This window comes from Acidihalobacter yilgarnensis (genome assembly GCF_001753245.1).
Taxonomy (GTDB): Bacteria; Pseudomonadota; Gammaproteobacteria; order DSM-5130; family Acidihalobacteraceae; genus Acidihalobacter; species Acidihalobacter yilgarnensis.
On record NZ_CP017415.1, the window covers coordinates 1,339,921 to 1,357,818 of the forward strand.

Sequence of the window (17,898 nt, forward strand, 5' to 3'; positions counted from 1 at the left end):
ATAACCGCGCGATGCGCTGCACCGCAAGCACACTCACGTTAGCTTGGAGCTTCATCCGATGACCACCCGCGAGAACGACGGCGTGCGTGCCGTGATTTGGGCAGGCGATTGCCTGCGGCTGCTGGATCAACGCAGATTGCCGAGCGATACCGTCTGGATTGAGGCGAGCACCGTTGATGAAGTGGCCTCCGCCATCCGCGATATGGTGGTGCGTGGGGCACCGGCTATTGGTATTGCTGCGGCCTATGGCGTGGCGATGGCGGCCCGGGCCTGCGGCTCGGACCCGGATGCGCTGGATGCCGCACTGGCGCGTTTGGCGGCGGCGCGACCGACCGCGGTCAATCTGCGCTGGGCAATCGAGCGTCAGCGGGGGCGTATCGCCGAGGGCGCGGGCGATCTGGCAGCCGTCTTGCTGGCGGAAGCTGTGGCCATTCATGAAGAGGACGTGACCGCCAACCGTCGGATGGGCGTTCTGGGCGGTGCCCTGATCGAATCCGGCGATGTCCTCACGCACTGCAATACAGGTTCGCTGGCTACCGGTGGTTATGGTACCGCCTTAGGCGTGATCCGCAGTGCCTACGCCGATGGCCGCATCGGACGCGTTTATGCAGACGAAACCAGGCCCTGGTTGCAGGGCGCGCGACTGACCGCGTGGGAGCTTGTGCAGGATGGCATTCCGGTTACGCTGCTGTGCGAGGGTGCTGCGGCCACATTGCTGGCGCGCGGCGAGGTCAGTTGGGTCGTCGCCGGTGCGGATCGTATCGCCGCCAACGGCGATGTCGCGAACAAGATCGGTACCTATAGTCTGGCTGTGCTAGCGCGTTATCACGGTGTGCGTTTCATGGTCGTCGCGCCGACCAGCACGATTGACATGAATACGCCCGATGGTGCGGCCATACCCATTGAGGAACGCCCCGCCGATGAATTGCTGTCGCTGGCAGGCCAACCCGTGGCCGCCGCTGGCGCTGGTGCCTGGAATCCGGTGTTCGATGTAACGCCAGCAGGGCTGATCGATGCGATCGTTACCGAGGCGGGTATCGTTGAGCAACCGGGGTTGGCTGGCATGCACGAGCTGATGGGGTGGCGTGCCTGAATCCTGTACCGCACAGGCGAGTGGGGCGTGTGGTATTATTGGGCGATTATTTTTCATCTAGGGCTCCCCATCTGAATGGCTGATTTCGCCAAAGAACTGCTCTCGGTCAATCTCGAAGACGAAATGCGCCAGTCCTACCTGGATTACGCCATGAGCGTGATCATCGGGCGGGCGCTCCCCGATGTGCGTGACGGACTCAAGCCTGTCCATCGTCGTGTGCTGTTCGCCATGAGCGAACTCGGCAACGACTGGAACAAGGCCTACAAGAAATCCGCGCGCGTCGTCGGTGATGTCATCGGTAAATACCACCCTCACGGCGACACGGCGGTCTACGACACCATCGTGCGTATGGCGCAGCCTTTTTCGATGCGTTACATGCTCGTCGACGGGCAGGGCAACTTCGGTTCGGTTGATGGCGACGCACCCGCCGCAATGCGTTATACCGAGGTGCGCATGGCGCGCATCGCACACGAGTTGCTGGCCGATCTCGAAAAGGAAACCGTCGACTTCAATTCCAATTACGACGGTTCCGAGCGCGAGCCGGCGGTGTTGCCTGCCAAGATTCCAAATTTGCTAATCAACGGCTCGGCCGGTATTGCGGTTGGCATGGCGACCAACATCCCGCCACACAATCTTTCAGAGGTAATTGCCGCGTGTCTTGCGTTGATCGACACGCCGGAAATCGATATCGACGGTTTGATGACGCACATGCCAGGCCCGGACTTTCCCACTGCGGCGATCATCAATGGCGCCCAGGGGATCAAGGAGGCCTATGCCACCGGTCGCGGACGGATTTATGTGCGTGCTCGCTCGCATGTGGAGACCGACGAGCGTAACGGTCGTGAGAGCATTGTGGTCACAGAATTGCCTTATCAGGTCAACAAGGCGCGTCTGCTGGAAAAAATTGCCGAACTGGTTAAGGAAAAGAAACTCGAGGGGATTTCCGAGCTGCGTGATGAGTCCGACAAAGACGGCATGCGCATGGTCGTTGACCTCAAGCGTGGCGAAATGGCCGAGGTGGTGCTGAATAACCTGTATCAGCATACCCAAATGCAGAGTGTTTTCGGCATCAACATGGTTGCGCTGGTGGATGGGCAGCCTCGTCTGCTCGATCTCAAGACGATGCTCGATGCCTTCTTGCGGCACCGCCGCGAAGTCGTAACACGCCGCACGCTCTTCGACCTGCGCAAGGCGCGCGATCGTGCGCACGTATTGGAAGGTCTGGCCGTGGCGTTGGCCAACATCGACGAGGTGATCGCGTTGATCAAGGCATCTGCCAGCCCGGCGGAAGCGAAGGTTGCTTTGGTCGCGCGGGCCTGGGCGCCGGGTGTCGTGAACCAGATGCTGGAGCGTGCGGGCGCGGAAGCTTCACGCCCGGATGGGTTGGATGTCTCACTGGGTCTGGGTGCCGATGGCTACCATCTGTCCGAGGCGCAGGCGCAATCCATTCTCGATCTTCGCCTGCACCGACTGACCGGTTTGGAGCAGGATAAGATTGTGGCCGAGTACCGCGAATTGTTGAGCAAAATCGAGGATCTGCTCGACATCCTGTCGCGGCCGGGGCGCCTGATGCAGGTGATCAGGGATGAACTGATCGCCGTACGCGAGCAGTTCGGCGATGTTCGCCGTACCGAGATACTGAATCGCCGGCTCGATCTTTCGCTCGAAGATTTGATTTCCGAGCAGGACGTAGTGGTAACGCTATCGCACGCAGGCTACGCCAAGGCCCAACCGCTGGATGTGTACCGCGCGCAGCGACGCGGTGGGCGTGGGAAGGCGGCGACGACGATGCGTGAAGAGGACTTCGTCGACACCTTGTTCGTGGCCAATACCCACGACACGATTCTGTGCTTCTCCAGCCATGGCAAGGTTTACTGGCTCAAGGTTTATGAACTGCCGCAGGCGGGCAGGAACGCGCGTGGTCGGCCAATCGTCAATCTCTTGCCGCTGGAGGAGGGCGAGCGCATCAATGCCGTCCTGCCCGTGAAGGTATTCGAGGCGGATCGCTATGTCTTCATGGCGACGACCAAGGGAACGGTCAAAAAGACGCCGCTTGTGGATTTCTCTCGCCCACGCAGTACCGGCATCATCGCCGTGGACTTGCGAGACGGTGACCGATTGATCGGCGTCGCGATGACCGATGGACAGCGCGATGCCATGTTGTTGACCAGTGCTGGCAAGGCGATCCGCTTTGCCGAGCACGAAGTTCGTGCGATGGGTCGTACGGCGTGTGGTGTGCGTGGTGTTCGCCTCGGCGAAGGGCAAAGCGTGGTGTCATTGCTGATTCTTGACGAGGCCGCGCAGGTACTGATCGCAACAGAACACGGTTATGGTAAACGTACCGATTCCAGTGAGTTCCCGCGTCATGGGCGCGGTGGCCAGGGCGTGATCGCGATTCAGCCCTCGACACGCAATGGCCAAGTGATCGGCGCCGTGCAGGTTGCCGATGGCGATGAGGCAATGCTCATCACCGACGGAGGCACCCTGGTACGCACGCCGGTCGACGACGTCTCTGTGATTGGACGTAACACGCAAGGCGTGACGCTGATTCGCCTGGGCGAGGGTGAGCGGCTGGTGCAGATCGAGCGGGTCGAGTCTCTCAACGGGGATGACGCGGACGGTGTGCTTGACGATGATCCCGATGCCAGCGCTACCGATGATGAGCCGGATGGCGCAGACACGGTTTGAGGTGCGATGAGCTGAGGAGGCGCTATGGGACGCGTGTATAACTTCAGCTCCGGGCCGGCCATGTTGCCGCAACCGGTGCTCGAAAAAGTGCAGTCCGAGCTGTTGGACTGGCGCGGAAGCGGCATGTCCGTCATGGAGATGTCCCATCGAGGGGATGACTTCACCGGTATTGCAGAACGGGCCGAGGCGGCGCTCCGTCGCCTGCTCGATATCCCGGATGGCTATCGGGTGTTGTTCCTTCAGGGCGGGGCGACCGCGCAATTTTCGATGGTGCCGATGAACCTGCTGCGGGGCAGCAGTGCCGATTTCATCGATACTGGTATCTGGTCTAAAAAGGCCATGGCCGAGGCCGCGCATTATGGCAAGGTGCGCCTCGCGGGTACCGGCGAGGCGCAGGGATTCACTCGTGTGCCAGCGCAAGAAGTGCTCGATTTCGATCCCGCCGCGGCCTATGTTCACTACACGCCTAATGAGACCATTGGTGGTGTCGAGTTTTCCTATGTGCCGGATAGCGGGAGCGTGCCCTTGGTCGCAGACATGTCTTCGACCATACTCTCGCGTCCGATGGATATTTCGCGCTTCGGCCTGATCTACGCCGGTGCGCAAAAGAACATCGGCCCCGCCGGGCTCACCTTGGTCATTGTGCGGGAGGACCTGCTTGGCGAACCGATCACCGGGACACCAACAGTTTTCGATTACCGCGTATACGCGGACAATGCCTCGATGTACAACACGCCGCCGACCTTTGCTTGGTATATCGCAGGCGAGGTGTTTGCCTGGATAGAGGGCGAGGGTGGACTCTCGGCGATGGGTGAGCGCAATCAGCGCAAGGCAGCGAAGCTCTATGCGCTGCTCGACGCCACGGGTTTCTATCGTGCGCCGGTGGCGCAGGACAGCCGCTCCTGGATGAACGTCACGTTCTCGCTTGTCGACGAGGCGCTCGATGCGACGTTCTTGGCCGGTGCCGAGATGGTGGGTCTGAAGAACCTCAAAGGCCATCGCACGGTCGGCGGCATGCGGGCAAGTCTGTACAATGCGATGCCGGAGGCGGGTGTCGATGCATTGGTCGAATACATGCGTGAATTCGAACGTACGCACGGATGATCCCGTGGCCGTTTCGTACTTGAGCAAGTTATCTGAGTGATCACCCAAGCAGCAGGTCGTAGCCATGTCTGAACAAGAACAATTGCGATCCATCCGCGAGCGCATCGATGGGATCGACCGGGAGCTGATGCGGCTCATCAGTGAGCGGGCCGGCTGCGCGCAAACCGTGGCACAAATCAAGCGAGCGGGGGGCTCCGGAGATGACTTTTACCGCCCAGAGCGTGAGGCTCAGGTGTTGCGCCAAGTTAAGGATGCCAACCCGGGTCCGTTGGACGGTGAAACCCTAGCGCGTCTGTTTCGCGAAATCATGTCCGCCTGTCTAGCTCTGGAGGCACCGCTCAAGGTGGCCTTTCTGGGGCCGGAGGGCACATACACCCATGCTGCGGTACTCAAGCACTTCGGACAGGACGTGCAGTTGGCGCCGATGGCTTCGTTGGGCGAGGTGTTTCGCGATGTCGAGGCGGGTAGTTGCCCCTATGGGGTGGTACCCATCGAAAATTCGACCGAGGGCGTAGTCAATCATACCCTCGACCTGTTTGTGCAGTCGCCATTGCATGTTTGTGGCGAAATTCTGCTGCGGATTCACCATCACTTACTGTCGCGCGAGACGACCCTGGGTACGGTACGACGTGTCTATGCGCATCAGCAGGCGCTCGCACAGTGTCGCCGATGGCTGGACGCAAATCTGCCCCAAGCCGAGCGTGTAGCACTCAGTAGCAATGCCGAGGCTGCACAACGCGCCTCGCAGGAGGCAGGCGCGGCGGCCATCGCCGGCGATACCGCCGAAGCGCTGTATGACCTGACCGGACTTAAGCGAAATATCGAAGATCATCCCGACAACACGACGCGCTTCCTGGTGATCGGCCGGCAGGCGGTGATTCCGCCGAGCGGCGTGGATAAGACCAGCGTGTTGGTGTCGACGTCCAACCGGCCTGGCGCACTACATCGTTTGCTGACACCGCTGGCACACAATGACGTGAGTATGTCGCGTATCGAGTCGCGTCCCTCGCGCTGTGTCAATTGGGAGTATGTGTACTTTCTGGATATCGAGGGGCACAGCGAGGATCCCAAGGTGAAACAGGCGCTTGCAGGATTGAGGCAAGAGTCCGAGCTCTTCCGTATTCTAGGCGCCTATCCGCGCGCGGTACTCTGACGCCCATGACCTGGTTCGTTTCCCATGCCCTCGGCGGGGTGAATCCGTCATGGCAACCGTGATCAATCGTCTGGTTATCATCGGCGTAGGCCTGGTCGGCGGATCCCTGGCCCTGGCCTTGCGCCAATCCGGGTATTGCCGTGAGGTGATCGGTGTGGGACGCGACCGGAGTAGCCTCCAGCGTGCGCAGGCACTGGGCGTCGTCGACCGTTCCGAACTCGACGCTTGTGCTGCCGTGCGTGGCGCGGACATGGTGGTGCTGGCGACGCCAGTGGGCGCGATTGAATCCGTGTGTCGTTCCTTGCGTGGTTGCCTGGACGAGAAGGCGATACTCACCGATGTGGGAAGCGTTAAGGGGGCGGTCGTAGAGGCGGTACAGGCGGGGCTGGGCATGCTGCCGGCCCGCTTCGTCCCTGCGCACCCGATCGCCGGGCGCGAACGCTCCGGCGTGGAAGCGGCCACTGCCGAGTTGTATCAGGGGAGGCGGGTGATCTTGACGCCGTTGCCGGGAGGCGATCCGGAGGCATGCGAGTCGGTGCGGGGCATGTGGGAGGCAGCTGGCGCCGTGGTTGAAAATATGGCGGTTGGCCACCACGACGAGGTGCTGGCCGCGACCAGTCATTTACCGCATCTGCTCGCCTATACCCTGGTATCGAGCCTTTCTCGTCTGGATGAGCAAGAGGAAATATTCCGCTACGCTGCGGGAGGCTTTCGGGATTTCACGCGCATTGCGTCGAGTGATCCAGTCATGTGGCGAGACATCTGCCTGCACAATAAAGGTCCGATCCTGGACATGCTGAAGCACTTCGGGCGAGATCTGGCGACGTTGGGCGAGGCGATCGATGCAGGCGACGGTGATCGATTGTTGTCGATCTTCCAGCGCGCCAAGCAAACGCGCGATCGTTTCTGCGATTGACGCAAATCTTATAGAACAAGCTTCCATCGTATGGACATCCGATAACAATGCAATCGAAAGAGCTACGTTTCCACGTCCGTCCCGGCGGATGTATGACCGGACGTGTACGCGTGCCGGGTGATAAATCGATCTCACACCGCGCCATCATGCTCGGCGGGCTCGCCGATGGTGTAACCGAAGTGTCCGGTTTTCTGGAGGGCGCCGATTGCTTGGCTACCCTGACGGCGATGCAGGCGATGGGTGTCGAGCTTGAGACCTTAGGGCCGGGGCATATACGCGTACACGGCGTGGGCATGGACGGTCTGAAACCGCCGCCCGCACCGCTCGACCTTGGCAATTCCGGCACCTCGATGCGTCTGATGGCCGGTATCCTTGCCGGCCAGGATTTCGATAGCATCCTGACCGGCGACGCCTCCCTGTCGCGTCGCCCGATGCGTCGGGTAACTGATCCTTTGGCATCCATGGGCGCGAAAATAGAATCTACGGTGGCGGGTACACCCCCCTGCGCGTCTCCGGTGGGCGTTCGCTCTCGGGCGTCCATTACGATATGCCAGTCGCGAGCGCTCAGGTTAAGTCCGCGCTGTTGCTTGCCGGACTATTCGCCAAGGGTGAGACCTGTGTGACCGAACCGGCGCCGACGCGCGACCATACCGAGCGCATGTTGTCTGGTTTCGGGTACCCGGTCGTCCGCGAAGACAATCGGATCTGTTTGCAAGGCGGCGGCCGCTTGCGTGGCGCGCGCGTCGACGTGCCAGCGGATATTTCCTCGGCCGCTTTTTTTCTGGTGGCAGCGAGTCTGGCGCCGAATTCGGACCTGGTACTCGAACATGTGGGCATCAATCCGACGCGTACGGGGGTGATCGACATTCTGCGTCTGATGGGGGCTGACATTGAATTGATGAACGCGCATACGGTTGGTGGCGAGCCGGTTGCCGATCTGAGGGTGCGTCACGCACTGTTGCAAGGCGTGGAAATACCCGAGCATCTGGTTCCATTGGGTATCGATGAATTTCCGGCGATTTTCATTGCCGCAGCATTTGCTCGGGTCAGACGAGACTTACAGGGGCCGAGGAGCTGCGGGTCAAAGAAAGCGATCGTATTCAGGTCATGGCCGACGGTTTGGCCGCGTGCGGCGTCGACGCGGAACCGACCTCCGATGGCATCGTGATCCAAGGTGGGGCGGGCCGGATGCGGGGTGGTGAGATCGATAGCCATGGCGATCACCGTATCGCTATGGCCTTTGCTGTAGCCGGTCAGTGCGCAGAATCGGCGGTGACGATCGACAACTGTGCGAACGTCGATACCTCGTTCCCCGGTTTCGTGACATTAGCAGCCCAGGCAGGCCTTGCGATCGAGGTTTGGGGGGGCAGTGCATGATCGATGTGCCGGTTATTGCGGTGGACGGCCCGAGTGGGTCTGGTAAAGGTACGGTTAGTCGGTTGCTGGCGGAGCAGCTGGGTTGGCATCTGTTGGATAGCGGCGCCCTCTATCGTCTGACCGCGCTTGCGGCGCAGCGTCGAGGTATGGCGCTTGATGATGAGGCGATGCTTTCGACATTGGCAAGCAAGCTGGATGTGCGCTTTGCGAGCGAGGCACAGGGTGCGAGCGTGTTGTTGGAAGGTGACGACGTCAGCTTGGCTATCCGCAACGAAGACTGCGGAATTGCCGCCTCTAAGGTGGCGATTTTACCCTCGGTGAGGGCCGCGTTGCTCGACCGACAACGGGATTTCCGCGTGACGCCTGGGCTAGTGGCGGATGGGCGTGACATGGGCACGGTGGTGTTTCCAGACGCGTCTCTCAAGATATTCCTGACAGCCAGTCTGGAAGAGCGTGGCGCGAGACGACTCAGGCAGTTGAAGGATCAGGGGGTTGGTGCTAATCTGCCTAGCCTTTTACGTGATCTTGCCGAGCGGGATGCGCGGGACGCGCGTCGTGCCGTTTCGCCATTGAAGCCTGCAGACGATGCTTTAACGGTCGATTCCAGCGGGCTGGATGTGCGGGGTGTCCTGGATAGGATACTGACGTTTGCGCGGGAACGTAATCTGGTTTGATGTAAATTTTTGTTTTGATTTTGAAAAGGCGCCAACGGCTTGGCCTTGGCAATGTATCAACCGCAACCCGCCGTACGGGCAATCGGGCCCTGCTGCGGTAAATCGTGAGTTTAATCAACCTATGAGCGAAAGTTTTGCGCAGCTGCTAGAAGAGAGCATGGCCTACACGGAGATGAAGCCCGGGGCCATTCTCAATGCCACCATCCTCGAGATCAAGTCCGACGTTGTTGTAGTAAACGCGGGCCTGAAATCCGAGGGCGTCATTCCCGTCGAGGAATTCTACAACGACCGTGGCGAAATCGAAGTCTCGGTCGGTGATGTGGTCGAGGTCGCCCTTGATGCGGTAGAGGATGGGTTCGGTGAAACGCGGCTGTCGCGCGAGAAGGCCAAACGGGCGAAGGCCTGGAAGGTACTCGAAGACGCCTTCGAGAAGAACGAAATCGTCAACGGCAAAATCAGCGGCAAGGTCAAGGGCGGCTTTACCGTCGACATCAACGACATTCGCGCCTTCCTGCCAGGTTCGTTGGTGGACGTGCGGCCGGTCCGCGATACGGCCTACCTCGAGGGCAAGGACCTCGAATTCAAGGTTATCAAACTGGATCGTCGTCGCAACAACGTGGTGGTTTCCCGCCGTGCGGTGGTTGAGTCCGAGTACAGTGCGGAGCGTGAGGCGCTGCTTGAAAGTCTTCACGAGGGTCAGGTGCTCAAGGGCATCGTCAAGAATCTTACAGACTACGGCGCCTTCCTCGACTTGGGTGGCATTGATGGCCTGCTGCATATCACCGATATGGCTTGGAAGCGTGTCAAGCATCCGTCGGAAGTGGTCAACATCGGTGATGAGATCGAGGTCAAGGTCCTCAAATTCGATCGTGAGCGTAACCGCGTATCGCTTGGCCTGAAGCAGCTGGGCGAAGATCCGTGGGTCGATATTGCGCGTCGTTACCCGACCGGTACCCGTTTGTTCGGCAAGGTCACTAACATCACCGACTACGGCTGCTTTGTCGAAATCGAGGATGGTGTCGAGGGTCTGGTGCACGTTTCCGAGATCGACTGGACCAACAAGAACGTCAATCCAGCCAAGGCTGTGACCATCGGTGAGGAAACCGAGGTCATGATCCTGGATATCGATGAGGAACGTCGCCGTATCTCACTGGGCATGAAGCAATGCATTCCCAATCCGTGGGACGAGTTCGCGCAGAACTTCAACAAGGGCGATCGTGTCACAGGCGTCATCAAGTCCATCACCGATTTTGGTATTTTCGTAGGTCTGGATGGTGGTATCGACGGTTTGGTGCATCTTTCCGATATTTCCTGGCATGTCCCGGGCGAAGAGGCGGTGCGCAATTACAAAAAGGGCGATGAGATCGATACCGTTGTCCTGGCCGTCGATCCTGAACGCGAGCGTATTTCACTCGGCATCAAGCAGATCGAAAAGGATCCGTTCTCGAATTTCGTTGCAGAACACCCGAAAGGGACGATGCTCAAGGGAATCGTGGTCGAAATCGATGCCAAGGCAGCGAGTATCGACTTGGGTGATGAAATCATCGGTACGTTGCGGGCCTCTGAACTTTCGCGTGATCGGATCGAGGATGCGCGAACGGTGTTGAAAGTGGGCGACGAAGTCGAAGCCAAGTTCATGGGTGTGGATCGTAAAAACCGTACGATCACGCTCTCGATCAAGGCCAAGGAATTTGCCGAAGAAGCCGAGGTGCTGCAGGATTACAGCAGTGGCAGCGGCGGTGCGACGACCTCTTTGGGCGAATTGCTCAAGGAAAAGATGGACGCCAATAATCGGTCCTGACTTTCAAGTGTCTTGCTAGGCGCATCATGGGCGGTACCTAAACGGTGCCGCCCATTTCTGTCTAGTGCGTAATGGGAAGCATAACGGGTTGCTTCATGACAAAATCAGAACTCATAGAGGCGCTGGCCAAAAAGCACGACCACTTGCACTATCGTGACGTCGAGCTCTCGGTCAAAGGACTTCTAGAACAAATGAGCACGGCTCTTGCCTCTGGTGAGAGAATCGAGATCCGAGGGTTCGGCAGTTTTTCTTTGCATTATCGACCACCGCGCGTCGGACGGAATCCGAAAACCGGCGATACGGTTCCCCTGCCTGGTAAGCATGTTCCACACTTCAAGCCTGGCAAGGAGCTTCGCGAACGGGTGAACAGCAGCATCGGCTGAATCTTGTGATGTGCTGCCGGGCGTGTGGGCAAGGGCGCGAGCCCTGCTGAATCGACAGAGGCAAGACCGTATGCGTAAGCTGCTTTCGATCATCCTAATCCTGCTCATGATGCTGTTGGCGGTGGCCTTTACATCGCTAAATCTTGGCGCCATGACCATCAATCTGTATTTTACTCGCGTCGATTTGCCGATCGGTGTTGCGGTATTTCTGTTTCTTTTGCTTGGTGCAATGCTTGGTGTCATTGCCAGTAGTGGGCTCTGGCTTCGGCAGGCCCGTACCAACCGGAAGTTGCGACGCCGTCTGGAAAGTTGTGACAAGGAATTGGCCACTCTGCGTAATTTGCCGGTCAAGGATCCCTCTTGATCCTGGATTTATTGTGGCTGCTTCTACCTATTGCAGCCGCAACCGGTTGGTGGTCGGGTCGACGCAGTACGCGGGGCTCCGACAAGAGCAGACCGTGCCCTGCATTACCCGGCGATTACGTAAAAGGACTCAACTATTTACTTAATGAGCAGCCGGACAAAGCACTCGAACTCTTCGTGCGTGTCGTAGAGGTTGATTCAGATACCGTAGAAACTTACCTGTTGCTCGGTAGCTTATTTCGACGCCGGGGTGAGGTTGATCGAGCGATCCGGATCCACCAGAATTTGATTGCACGTCCACATCTCGAGGGACAACATCGCGCAACTGCCCTGTTGGAACTGGGTAAAGACTACACCCGCGCGGGTTTGCTTGACCGTGCAGAGGGTTTGTATAAGGAGTTGCTGAGTACGCGTTATCTTAAAGGTGAGGCGTGCTATGAACTTCAGAAAATCTACGAGCAGGAAAAGGACTGGTTGGAGGCGATTCGCTCCGCAGAGGCATATCAGTCCACCTCAGGTGATTCTCAGCAAAGTGTCATCGCGCATTATTGGTGCGAGGCTGCCGAGCAGCAACGCCAGGCAGGTCGTCCCCGGCTGGCCTCGGATTATGCCAAACGCGCATTGGTTCGTGATCCCGGCTGCGCGCGTGCCAGTATTCTGCTGGGCGATATCGCATTGGCGGGACGCGACAGTGCTCAAGCGGTGAAACACTACGCGCGGGTTGCCGAACAGGACCCGGATTTCCTGCCGGTTGTGCTTCCAAAGTTACGTGCGTCCTATGCTGGTCTGGGTGACCAGAGTGGCCTTTCGAAGCTTCTGTCGCGCTTTCGTGGCCGTAAGCACGATAGCGAAACTATTTTACAAGTTATTCGCGATCTTCTGGAGCGCGGAGAGGAGCCTGCTGCGCGCGAAGCCTTGATCGAGGAAATAGGCAAGCAAGTAGCGCCGGTGCGGTTATTACGCGAGTACGTAGCTCTTGAACAGACACGCTTTGAAGGGGAGGCGGCAGCCAGTCTGCGCCTTGTCGAGCGGGTGTTAGGTGAACATCTACAGCAATGGTTTGCTTACCGATGTAATCACTGCGGATTCCGCGCTAAAAATTTGTTTTGGCAGTGCCCAAGTTGCCATCAATGGGGCACTATAAAACCCTATGACTCACCGGATGACAACCTTTCAGGAGGCAGGTATGTATAGGCAGCGAATAGTTGCCGGGCCAAGGATAATCGTGGCGCTGGATTTCTCTGATGCCGCCGAGGCCTTGAAACTGGTTGCGCTGCTTGATCCACGGCTTTGTCGCCTGAAGGTGGGTTTCGAGCTTTTCGTGAGGGCAGGGCGCCCACTGGTCGATACATTGGTCGCGCGCGGTTTTGACGTGTTTTTGGATCTTAAATTTCATGATATTCCGAATACTGTAGCGGCAGCCTGCCGCGCGGCAGCCGAGCTCGGCGTCTGGATGCTGAATGTCCACGCAAGCGGCGGCGCCACGATGATGCGTGCCGCGCGTGACGCATTGATGGAACTGGATTCGCCACCCATGCTGATTGCAGTCACGGTGCTGACTTCCATGGATACCTCGGATCTCAAGAGCATCGGGATTGATCGCTTGGCGCATGATCAGGTGGTCGAATTGGCGAAATTGACCCGATCCTGCGGGCTGGATGGTGTCGTCTGTTCTGCACATGAGGCCGAATTGTTGAGGGCCGTCATTGGTGAGGATTTTGCTTTGGTCACGCCAGGTATTCGATTGCCAGCGAGTACCGGCGACGACCAGAAACGCGTTCTGTCTCCGGTGGATGCCGCGCGGGCAGGCGCGGATTATCTTGTGATCGGCCGCCCAATCACGCGAGCACCTGATCCCTTGGCGAGTTTGCACGCCATTCACGAATCCTTGTTGGAACAGGCATAGGGCGGATCATTAGAAAATGAATGGTGATGGCGCCTGTAACGAGGGATGAAAATTTTAGGTCTGGACGCCTTTGCTGCGGTTTGCTCGATTGCGAATTGCACGATTGATAGGCATATTCGGAATCATTGGGGTAAATTCTCAAAGTCAGAGTTTTGCCCATCTTCGTCGTTTAACCGCAATCATGGAGTGAGCATCGGTGTCTAGGATCAGCAAACCGGTACGGAAAGCGGTCTTCCCGGTGGCCGGCATGGGTACGCGCTTTCTTCCCGCGACAAAGGCTAACCCGAAGGAAATGCTGCCGATTGTCGACAAGCCGTTGATTCAGTATGCGGCGGAAGAAGCGGTAAAGGCGGGTATCGAGGTGCTGATATTCGTCAATGGACGGAGCAAGCGTGCGATTCCAGATCATTTCGACAAAGCCTACGAGCTAGAAAAGGAACTTGAGGCACGAGGCAAGCATAAACAGCTTGAATTGGTGCGCAACATCTTGCCGCCTCAGGTGAGTGCAGTCTATATCCGTCAGCCGGAGGCGCTTGGGCTTGGTGATGCCGTGGCTCGGGCGCAGGCAGTCGTCGGGGATGAACCGTTTGCAGTCATCCTGGCCGATGATTTGATCGATGCAGGTAGTGACGGGGTACTTAAGCAGCTGGTCGATGTCTATGCCAGTGAACAATGCAGCGTGTTGGGTGTCGAGAAAGTCCCCATGAGTGACATCCATCGCTATGGCGTCGTCGCCGGCCGTGCGATTGGAAATCGTTTGTGGGAGGTCGACGGTATTGTCGAGAAGCCGTTGCGTGAGGATGCGCCTTCGGATGTTGGCGTGGTTGGACGTTATATCCTGACCCCTGCTATTTTTGAGATGCTCAAGCATACCCCGCGGGGTGCGGGTGGCGAAATTCAGCTCACTGACGCGATTGCGTCGCTGTTGAAGCATGAACGGGTGCTCGGCTGCGAACTCGAGGGCGTGCGTTACGATTGCGGCGATAAACTCGGCTACCTTAAGGCAACCATTCAATACGCGCTCAAGCACCCGGAGCTGAGCAAGGATTTCCGTGCTTATCTAGAGAGTCAGTTCGCCACGCCCGCACGATCCGCATCTTGATCTGCCTGCTGATTATCGAGGCGTTCGCTGGCTTCAAGCCAGGACGCCTCGACCTCCGACAATGTTTTGTTGAGAATCGACTGCTGCTTGAGCAACGTTTCCAAATGCGTGGCCTCCCCAGGCTCGTATAGCGACTGGTCAGCCAGTTTTTCGAGTAGGGCTGTTCGTTCAGCATTCATTCGCGCATGTTCGCGTTCCATGCGCTTGACCTGATCCTCCAAGGTCTTGAGGCGCTGGCGTTGTTCCGCAGCCAGTCGCCGTCGCTCCTTGGGCGAGGTGGTGACGTCTATTTGAGATGGGATGCCTGAAGTTTTAGTCTTGCTCGGTGCCGATGCGTCACGGCGACGGCGTGCCAACCAGCGTGCGTAATCTTCCTGATCCCCGTCGAAGGGTTTGGCGTATCCGTCCGCAACGAGGATGATGCTGTCGCAGACACTGCTGATCAGATGGCGGTCGTGACTTACGAGCACGACTGCTCCATCGTAACGGTTGAGCGCGAGCGCAAGCGCTCTGCGCATCTCCAGATCAAGATGGTTGGTCGGTTCGTCAAGCAGTAGAAGATTAGGCCTGCGGTAGCAGAGCATGGCGAGGACAAGCCGCGCCTTTTCACCCCTGAAAACTGTCCTGCGTGGGCCAGCGCTTGATCGCCGCTGAAGGCGAATTTTCCGAGGTGGTTGCGCAGCGATTGCTCGCCTGCTCTTGGGTCGAGTCGTCTGAGGTGCGTGAGTGGGCTGGCCGCGGGGTCGAGCTGTTCGAGTTGGTGCTGGGCAAAATAGCCGACAACGAGATGCGGCGAGGGTGAGCGCTCTCCCGCCAGTGGTGCGATTTCATCGGCAAGGAGCTTGATCAGGGTGGATTTCCCCGCACCATTGGGACCGAGCAGACCAAGTCGGTCGCCAGGACGGAGGCCTAGATTCACCTCTTGTACGAGTGTGCGTCCTTCGTAGCCGATGACAATGTCATCTAGCGAAAGTAGTGGGTTGGGTAGTTTTTCTGGTACTCCGAAATCGAAATCGAATTCGCTGGCTTCGTGAACTGGCGCAACCAGTGCCATACGTTCGAGCGTTTTGAGTCGACTCTGGGCTTGTCGGGCCTTGGTTGCCTTTGCCCTGAACCGTTCCACAAAGCTGTTGAGGTGCTCGATCTGGCGCTGCTGGCGGGTATGCGCTGCCTGCTGCTGAATTAAGGCTTGGGCACGAGCCTGTTCGAAATCGGAGTAGGTGCCGGTGTAGAGGGTCAGAAGTTTCCCATCTAGATGGGCGATATGGGTCACGATGTGGTCTAGAAATTCGCGGTCGTGCGAGATCAGCAGCAGCGTGCCTGGGTAGCCGGCAAGCCATTGCTCAAGCCAGAGTACCGCATCAAGATCGAGGTGGTTGGTGGGTTCATCTAGAAGCAATAGATCGGAACGGCACATCAGTGCCTGGGCCAGATTCAGGCGCATGCGCCAGCCGCCCGAGAACTCACGGACTGCACGGTTTTCCTCGCCGGGCGCGAAGCCTAGGCCATGGAGCAGCCGCGTTGCCCGGCTTTCGGCCGTGTAGGCGTCGATATTGTCCAGTTCGCTATGCAGATCGGCGATCCGCGCGTCATCAGCGGTGTCGATTTCCGCCTGCAAGCGTCGCAGTTCCGTGTCGCCATCCAAAACATAATCGAGTGCGGATGTTTCGACCGGAGGGGTTTCCTGGGCGACGTGCGCGATTGTCCATTCGGGGGGAGCCGGCACTCCCCTGTATCTGCGCCGAGTTGGCCTTGTATCAACGCAAAGAGGCTTGATTTTCCGGTGCCGTTGATCCCGACGAGGCCGACACGCCACCCGGCGTGAATGGTGAGGTCTGCGGATTCGAGGAGGAGGCGTGGGCCTCGGCGTAGAGATAGTTCAGTCAGACGTAGCATGGCGCAGAGTGTACCAAGCTTCCAGCCACAGGTGCGTCTTCAGGAGGCACTTCCGTGTGAAGGAGTGGCAGCGATTCTGTCGTGATTTGCTTGCGGGCCGGCCTGTAGCGCTACTTCTATGGCATGTTGCATGCGCATTAGGGTTTGTGGGGCATGCTGTCCCAGCTCGATGGATTCAATCATGGCTGCGCCGGAGAGGGGTGGTGGACGGTTGAATTGGCGTTTGAAGCTTGAGGCGACGTGGAGCGCGAGCGCGGCCATGCGGGGCTCGTCATCGTGGGCGTCTGCCATCAGTTTGGCAACCGATGATTCGATGTCGCGCAGGGGCTGGTGTTCGTGACGCTCATACAGATTCTCGAGTGTCAGGACGATTGATCGACAAAGATCGGCGGGATAGCCGTTCAGTTCAAGATACTGATAAAGCGTACGATCCAGTGGAAATGGCATGACGCCAAAGCGCTGGGTAAAGGCGTTCATCAGCGCATTGATCCCGGCAGCCATGTCCTCTTGCCTGAGATTGGATGCGGTTCTCAGCGCTTCCAGGGTGTGTGCCATCAAATTGTGGACACGTTCATGGTCGAGTGTGTGAAGTTCTGCCATACCTGCGGTGTCGAGCTTCGCCGTGGAATGGCTGACGGCGGCCGAGAGACTCCCAGTGTTGATCGGCAAATGGTCGGTAGCGAGGCGATCGAGTTGCTGAGCGAGCTCGTAAAAACACAGGCTTGCAGGCGCGTCGTAGCGCAGGAATATGACGGGTCTCTGGATACGCACGGCGGTGCCGACCGTTTCGTCCGTCACGATGTGTCCGAGTGCATCGACGTGACATTGCAGATATTTTTCCACGGCTCCCTTGAAGCGTCTGAAGACGGCACGGAATTCGTGTGCGTCGGCGACTTGATTCACGATCACCTGAATCGGGGTATGAATATTTTCTCTTCGCATGACGCGAATCAGCGAAAAGGCATTGGTCAGGGAGGTGGGTTCCGGTGTGATGACCAGCAGGACCAGTGCCGCCGCTCGTAGAAAAAAAATGACATCGCGGCTGGAGCCGGCAGCAGTGTCGACGAGCAGGTAATCAAAGTCGTGTTCCAGGGTGATAAGTGCGTCGGTCAGACGTCCCCGTCGGGCCTCATCCAGATCGGTGCCGTCTGCGATACCTGAGGCGGCCGGTACTACTGAAATGTTGCCCGGTGCCTTGAGCAGAATGTCATCGATGCGCTGACGACCATCAAGTACCTGTTCGAGTGTCAGCGTCGGTCTGAGCCCAAGCAGGATGTTGACGTTGGCTTGGTTGGTGTCAGCGTCGAACAGGCAGACCCGTCGGCGACGGCTAGCCAGCGCCACCGATAGGTTGACACTAATATTGGTCTTGCCGACGCCGCCTTTGCCGCTGGTGACGGCGATCACCTTCGCACGGGTAGGGGGCGATCCACTCATGAACA

Annotated in this window: 13 protein-coding genes and 2 pseudogenes; 13 read left to right on the forward strand and 2 right to left on the reverse strand. The window is 58.4% G+C overall.

Features of this window, described 5'->3' with window-relative positions; genetic code table 11:
* Positions 1-58: 58 nt before the first annotated feature.
* The 13 genes and pseudogenes from mtnA to galU all read left to right on the forward strand — a co-directional run bounded on the left by mtnA (position 59) and on the right by galU (position 14,560).
* Positions 59-1,093: an S-methyl-5-thioribose-1-phosphate isomerase gene (gene mtnA, locus BI364_RS06350; protein ID WP_070078014.1), complete on the forward strand. Its 1,035-nt coding sequence runs from the start codon at positions 59-61 to the stop codon at positions 1,091-1,093.
* A gap of 75 nt (positions 1,094-1,168) precedes the next feature.
* Positions 1,169-3,781, forward strand: coding sequence for a DNA gyrase subunit A (gene gyrA, locus BI364_RS06355; RefSeq protein WP_070078015.1), 2,613 nt, complete (start codon positions 1,169-1,171; stop codon positions 3,779-3,781).
* Between the two features lie 24 nt (positions 3,782-3,805).
* Positions 3,806-4,885, forward strand: coding sequence for a 3-phosphoserine/phosphohydroxythreonine transaminase (gene serC, locus BI364_RS06360; RefSeq protein ID WP_070078016.1), 1,080 nt, complete (start codon positions 3,806-3,808; stop codon positions 4,883-4,885).
* Positions 4,886-4,949: 64 nt separating this feature from the next.
* On the forward strand, positions 4,950-6,038 hold the full coding sequence (gene pheA / locus BI364_RS06365; protein ID WP_070078017.1) for a prephenate dehydratase: 1,089 nt from the start codon (positions 4,950-4,952) through the stop codon (positions 6,036-6,038).
* Between the two features lie 58 nt (positions 6,039-6,096).
* Positions 6,097-6,954 carry a prephenate dehydrogenase gene (locus BI364_RS06370; RefSeq protein ID WP_070079948.1) on the forward strand — a complete coding sequence of 286 codons (858 nt, stop codon included), beginning with the start codon at positions 6,097-6,099 and terminating at the stop codon, positions 6,952-6,954.
* A gap of 92 nt (positions 6,955-7,046) precedes the next feature.
* Positions 7,047-8,331 (forward strand): annotated as a pseudogene (aroA, locus tag BI364_RS06375) (3-phosphoshikimate 1-carboxyvinyltransferase).
* Positions 8,328-9,005, forward strand: a complete 678-nt coding sequence (cmk, locus tag BI364_RS06380) for a (d)CMP kinase (RefSeq protein WP_070078018.1) — start codon at positions 8,328-8,330, stop codon at positions 9,003-9,005. Before aroA ends, cmk begins: the two are co-directional and overlap by 4 nt.
* A gap of 121 nt (positions 9,006-9,126) precedes the next feature.
* The gene (rpsA, locus tag BI364_RS06385; RefSeq protein WP_070078019.1) at positions 9,127-10,806 is read left to right on the forward strand and encodes a 30S ribosomal protein S1; all 1,680 of its coding nucleotides are present in this window, start codon (positions 9,127-9,129) and stop codon (positions 10,804-10,806) included.
* Positions 10,807-10,901: 95 nt separating this feature from the next.
* On the forward strand, positions 10,902-11,189 hold the full coding sequence (locus tag BI364_RS06390) for an integration host factor subunit beta (RefSeq protein WP_070078020.1): 288 nt from the start codon (positions 10,902-10,904) through the stop codon (positions 11,187-11,189).
* Positions 11,190-11,259: 70 nt separating this feature from the next.
* A complete protein-coding gene (locus tag BI364_RS06395; protein ID WP_070078021.1) occupies positions 11,260-11,553 on the forward strand; it encodes a LapA family protein in 294 nt (97 codons plus the stop codon).
* Positions 11,550-12,746, forward strand: a complete 1,197-nt coding sequence (gene lapB, locus BI364_RS06400; RefSeq protein ID WP_233279589.1) for a lipopolysaccharide assembly protein LapB — start codon at positions 11,550-11,552, stop codon at positions 12,744-12,746. Before BI364_RS06395 ends, lapB begins: the two co-directional genes overlap by 4 nt.
* Complete coding sequence (gene pyrF / locus BI364_RS06405; RefSeq protein WP_070078022.1) at positions 12,739-13,458, forward strand: orotidine-5'-phosphate decarboxylase; 720 nt, start codon at positions 12,739-12,741, stop codon at positions 13,456-13,458. The genes lapB and pyrF overlap by 8 nt, the downstream gene beginning before the upstream one ends.
* 196 nt (positions 13,459-13,654) lie before the next feature.
* The gene (gene galU, locus BI364_RS06410; RefSeq protein WP_070078023.1) at positions 13,655-14,560 is read left to right on the forward strand and encodes a UTP--glucose-1-phosphate uridylyltransferase GalU; all 906 of its coding nucleotides are present in this window, start codon (positions 13,655-13,657) and stop codon (positions 14,558-14,560) included.
* Here the strand turns inward: galU and BI364_RS06415 are convergent.
* Positions 14,527-16,456, reverse strand: a pseudogene (locus BI364_RS06415) (ATP-binding cassette domain-containing protein). The gene galU and the pseudogene BI364_RS06415 sit on opposite strands and share 34 nt — an antisense overlap.
* A 39-nt stretch (positions 16,457-16,495) precedes the next feature.
* The gene (locus tag BI364_RS06420) at positions 16,496-17,893 is read right to left on the reverse strand and encodes a MinD/ParA family protein (protein WP_156782641.1); all 1,398 of its coding nucleotides are present in this window, start codon (positions 17,891-17,893) and stop codon (positions 16,496-16,498) included.
* Positions 17,894-17,898 lie beyond the last annotated feature (5 nt).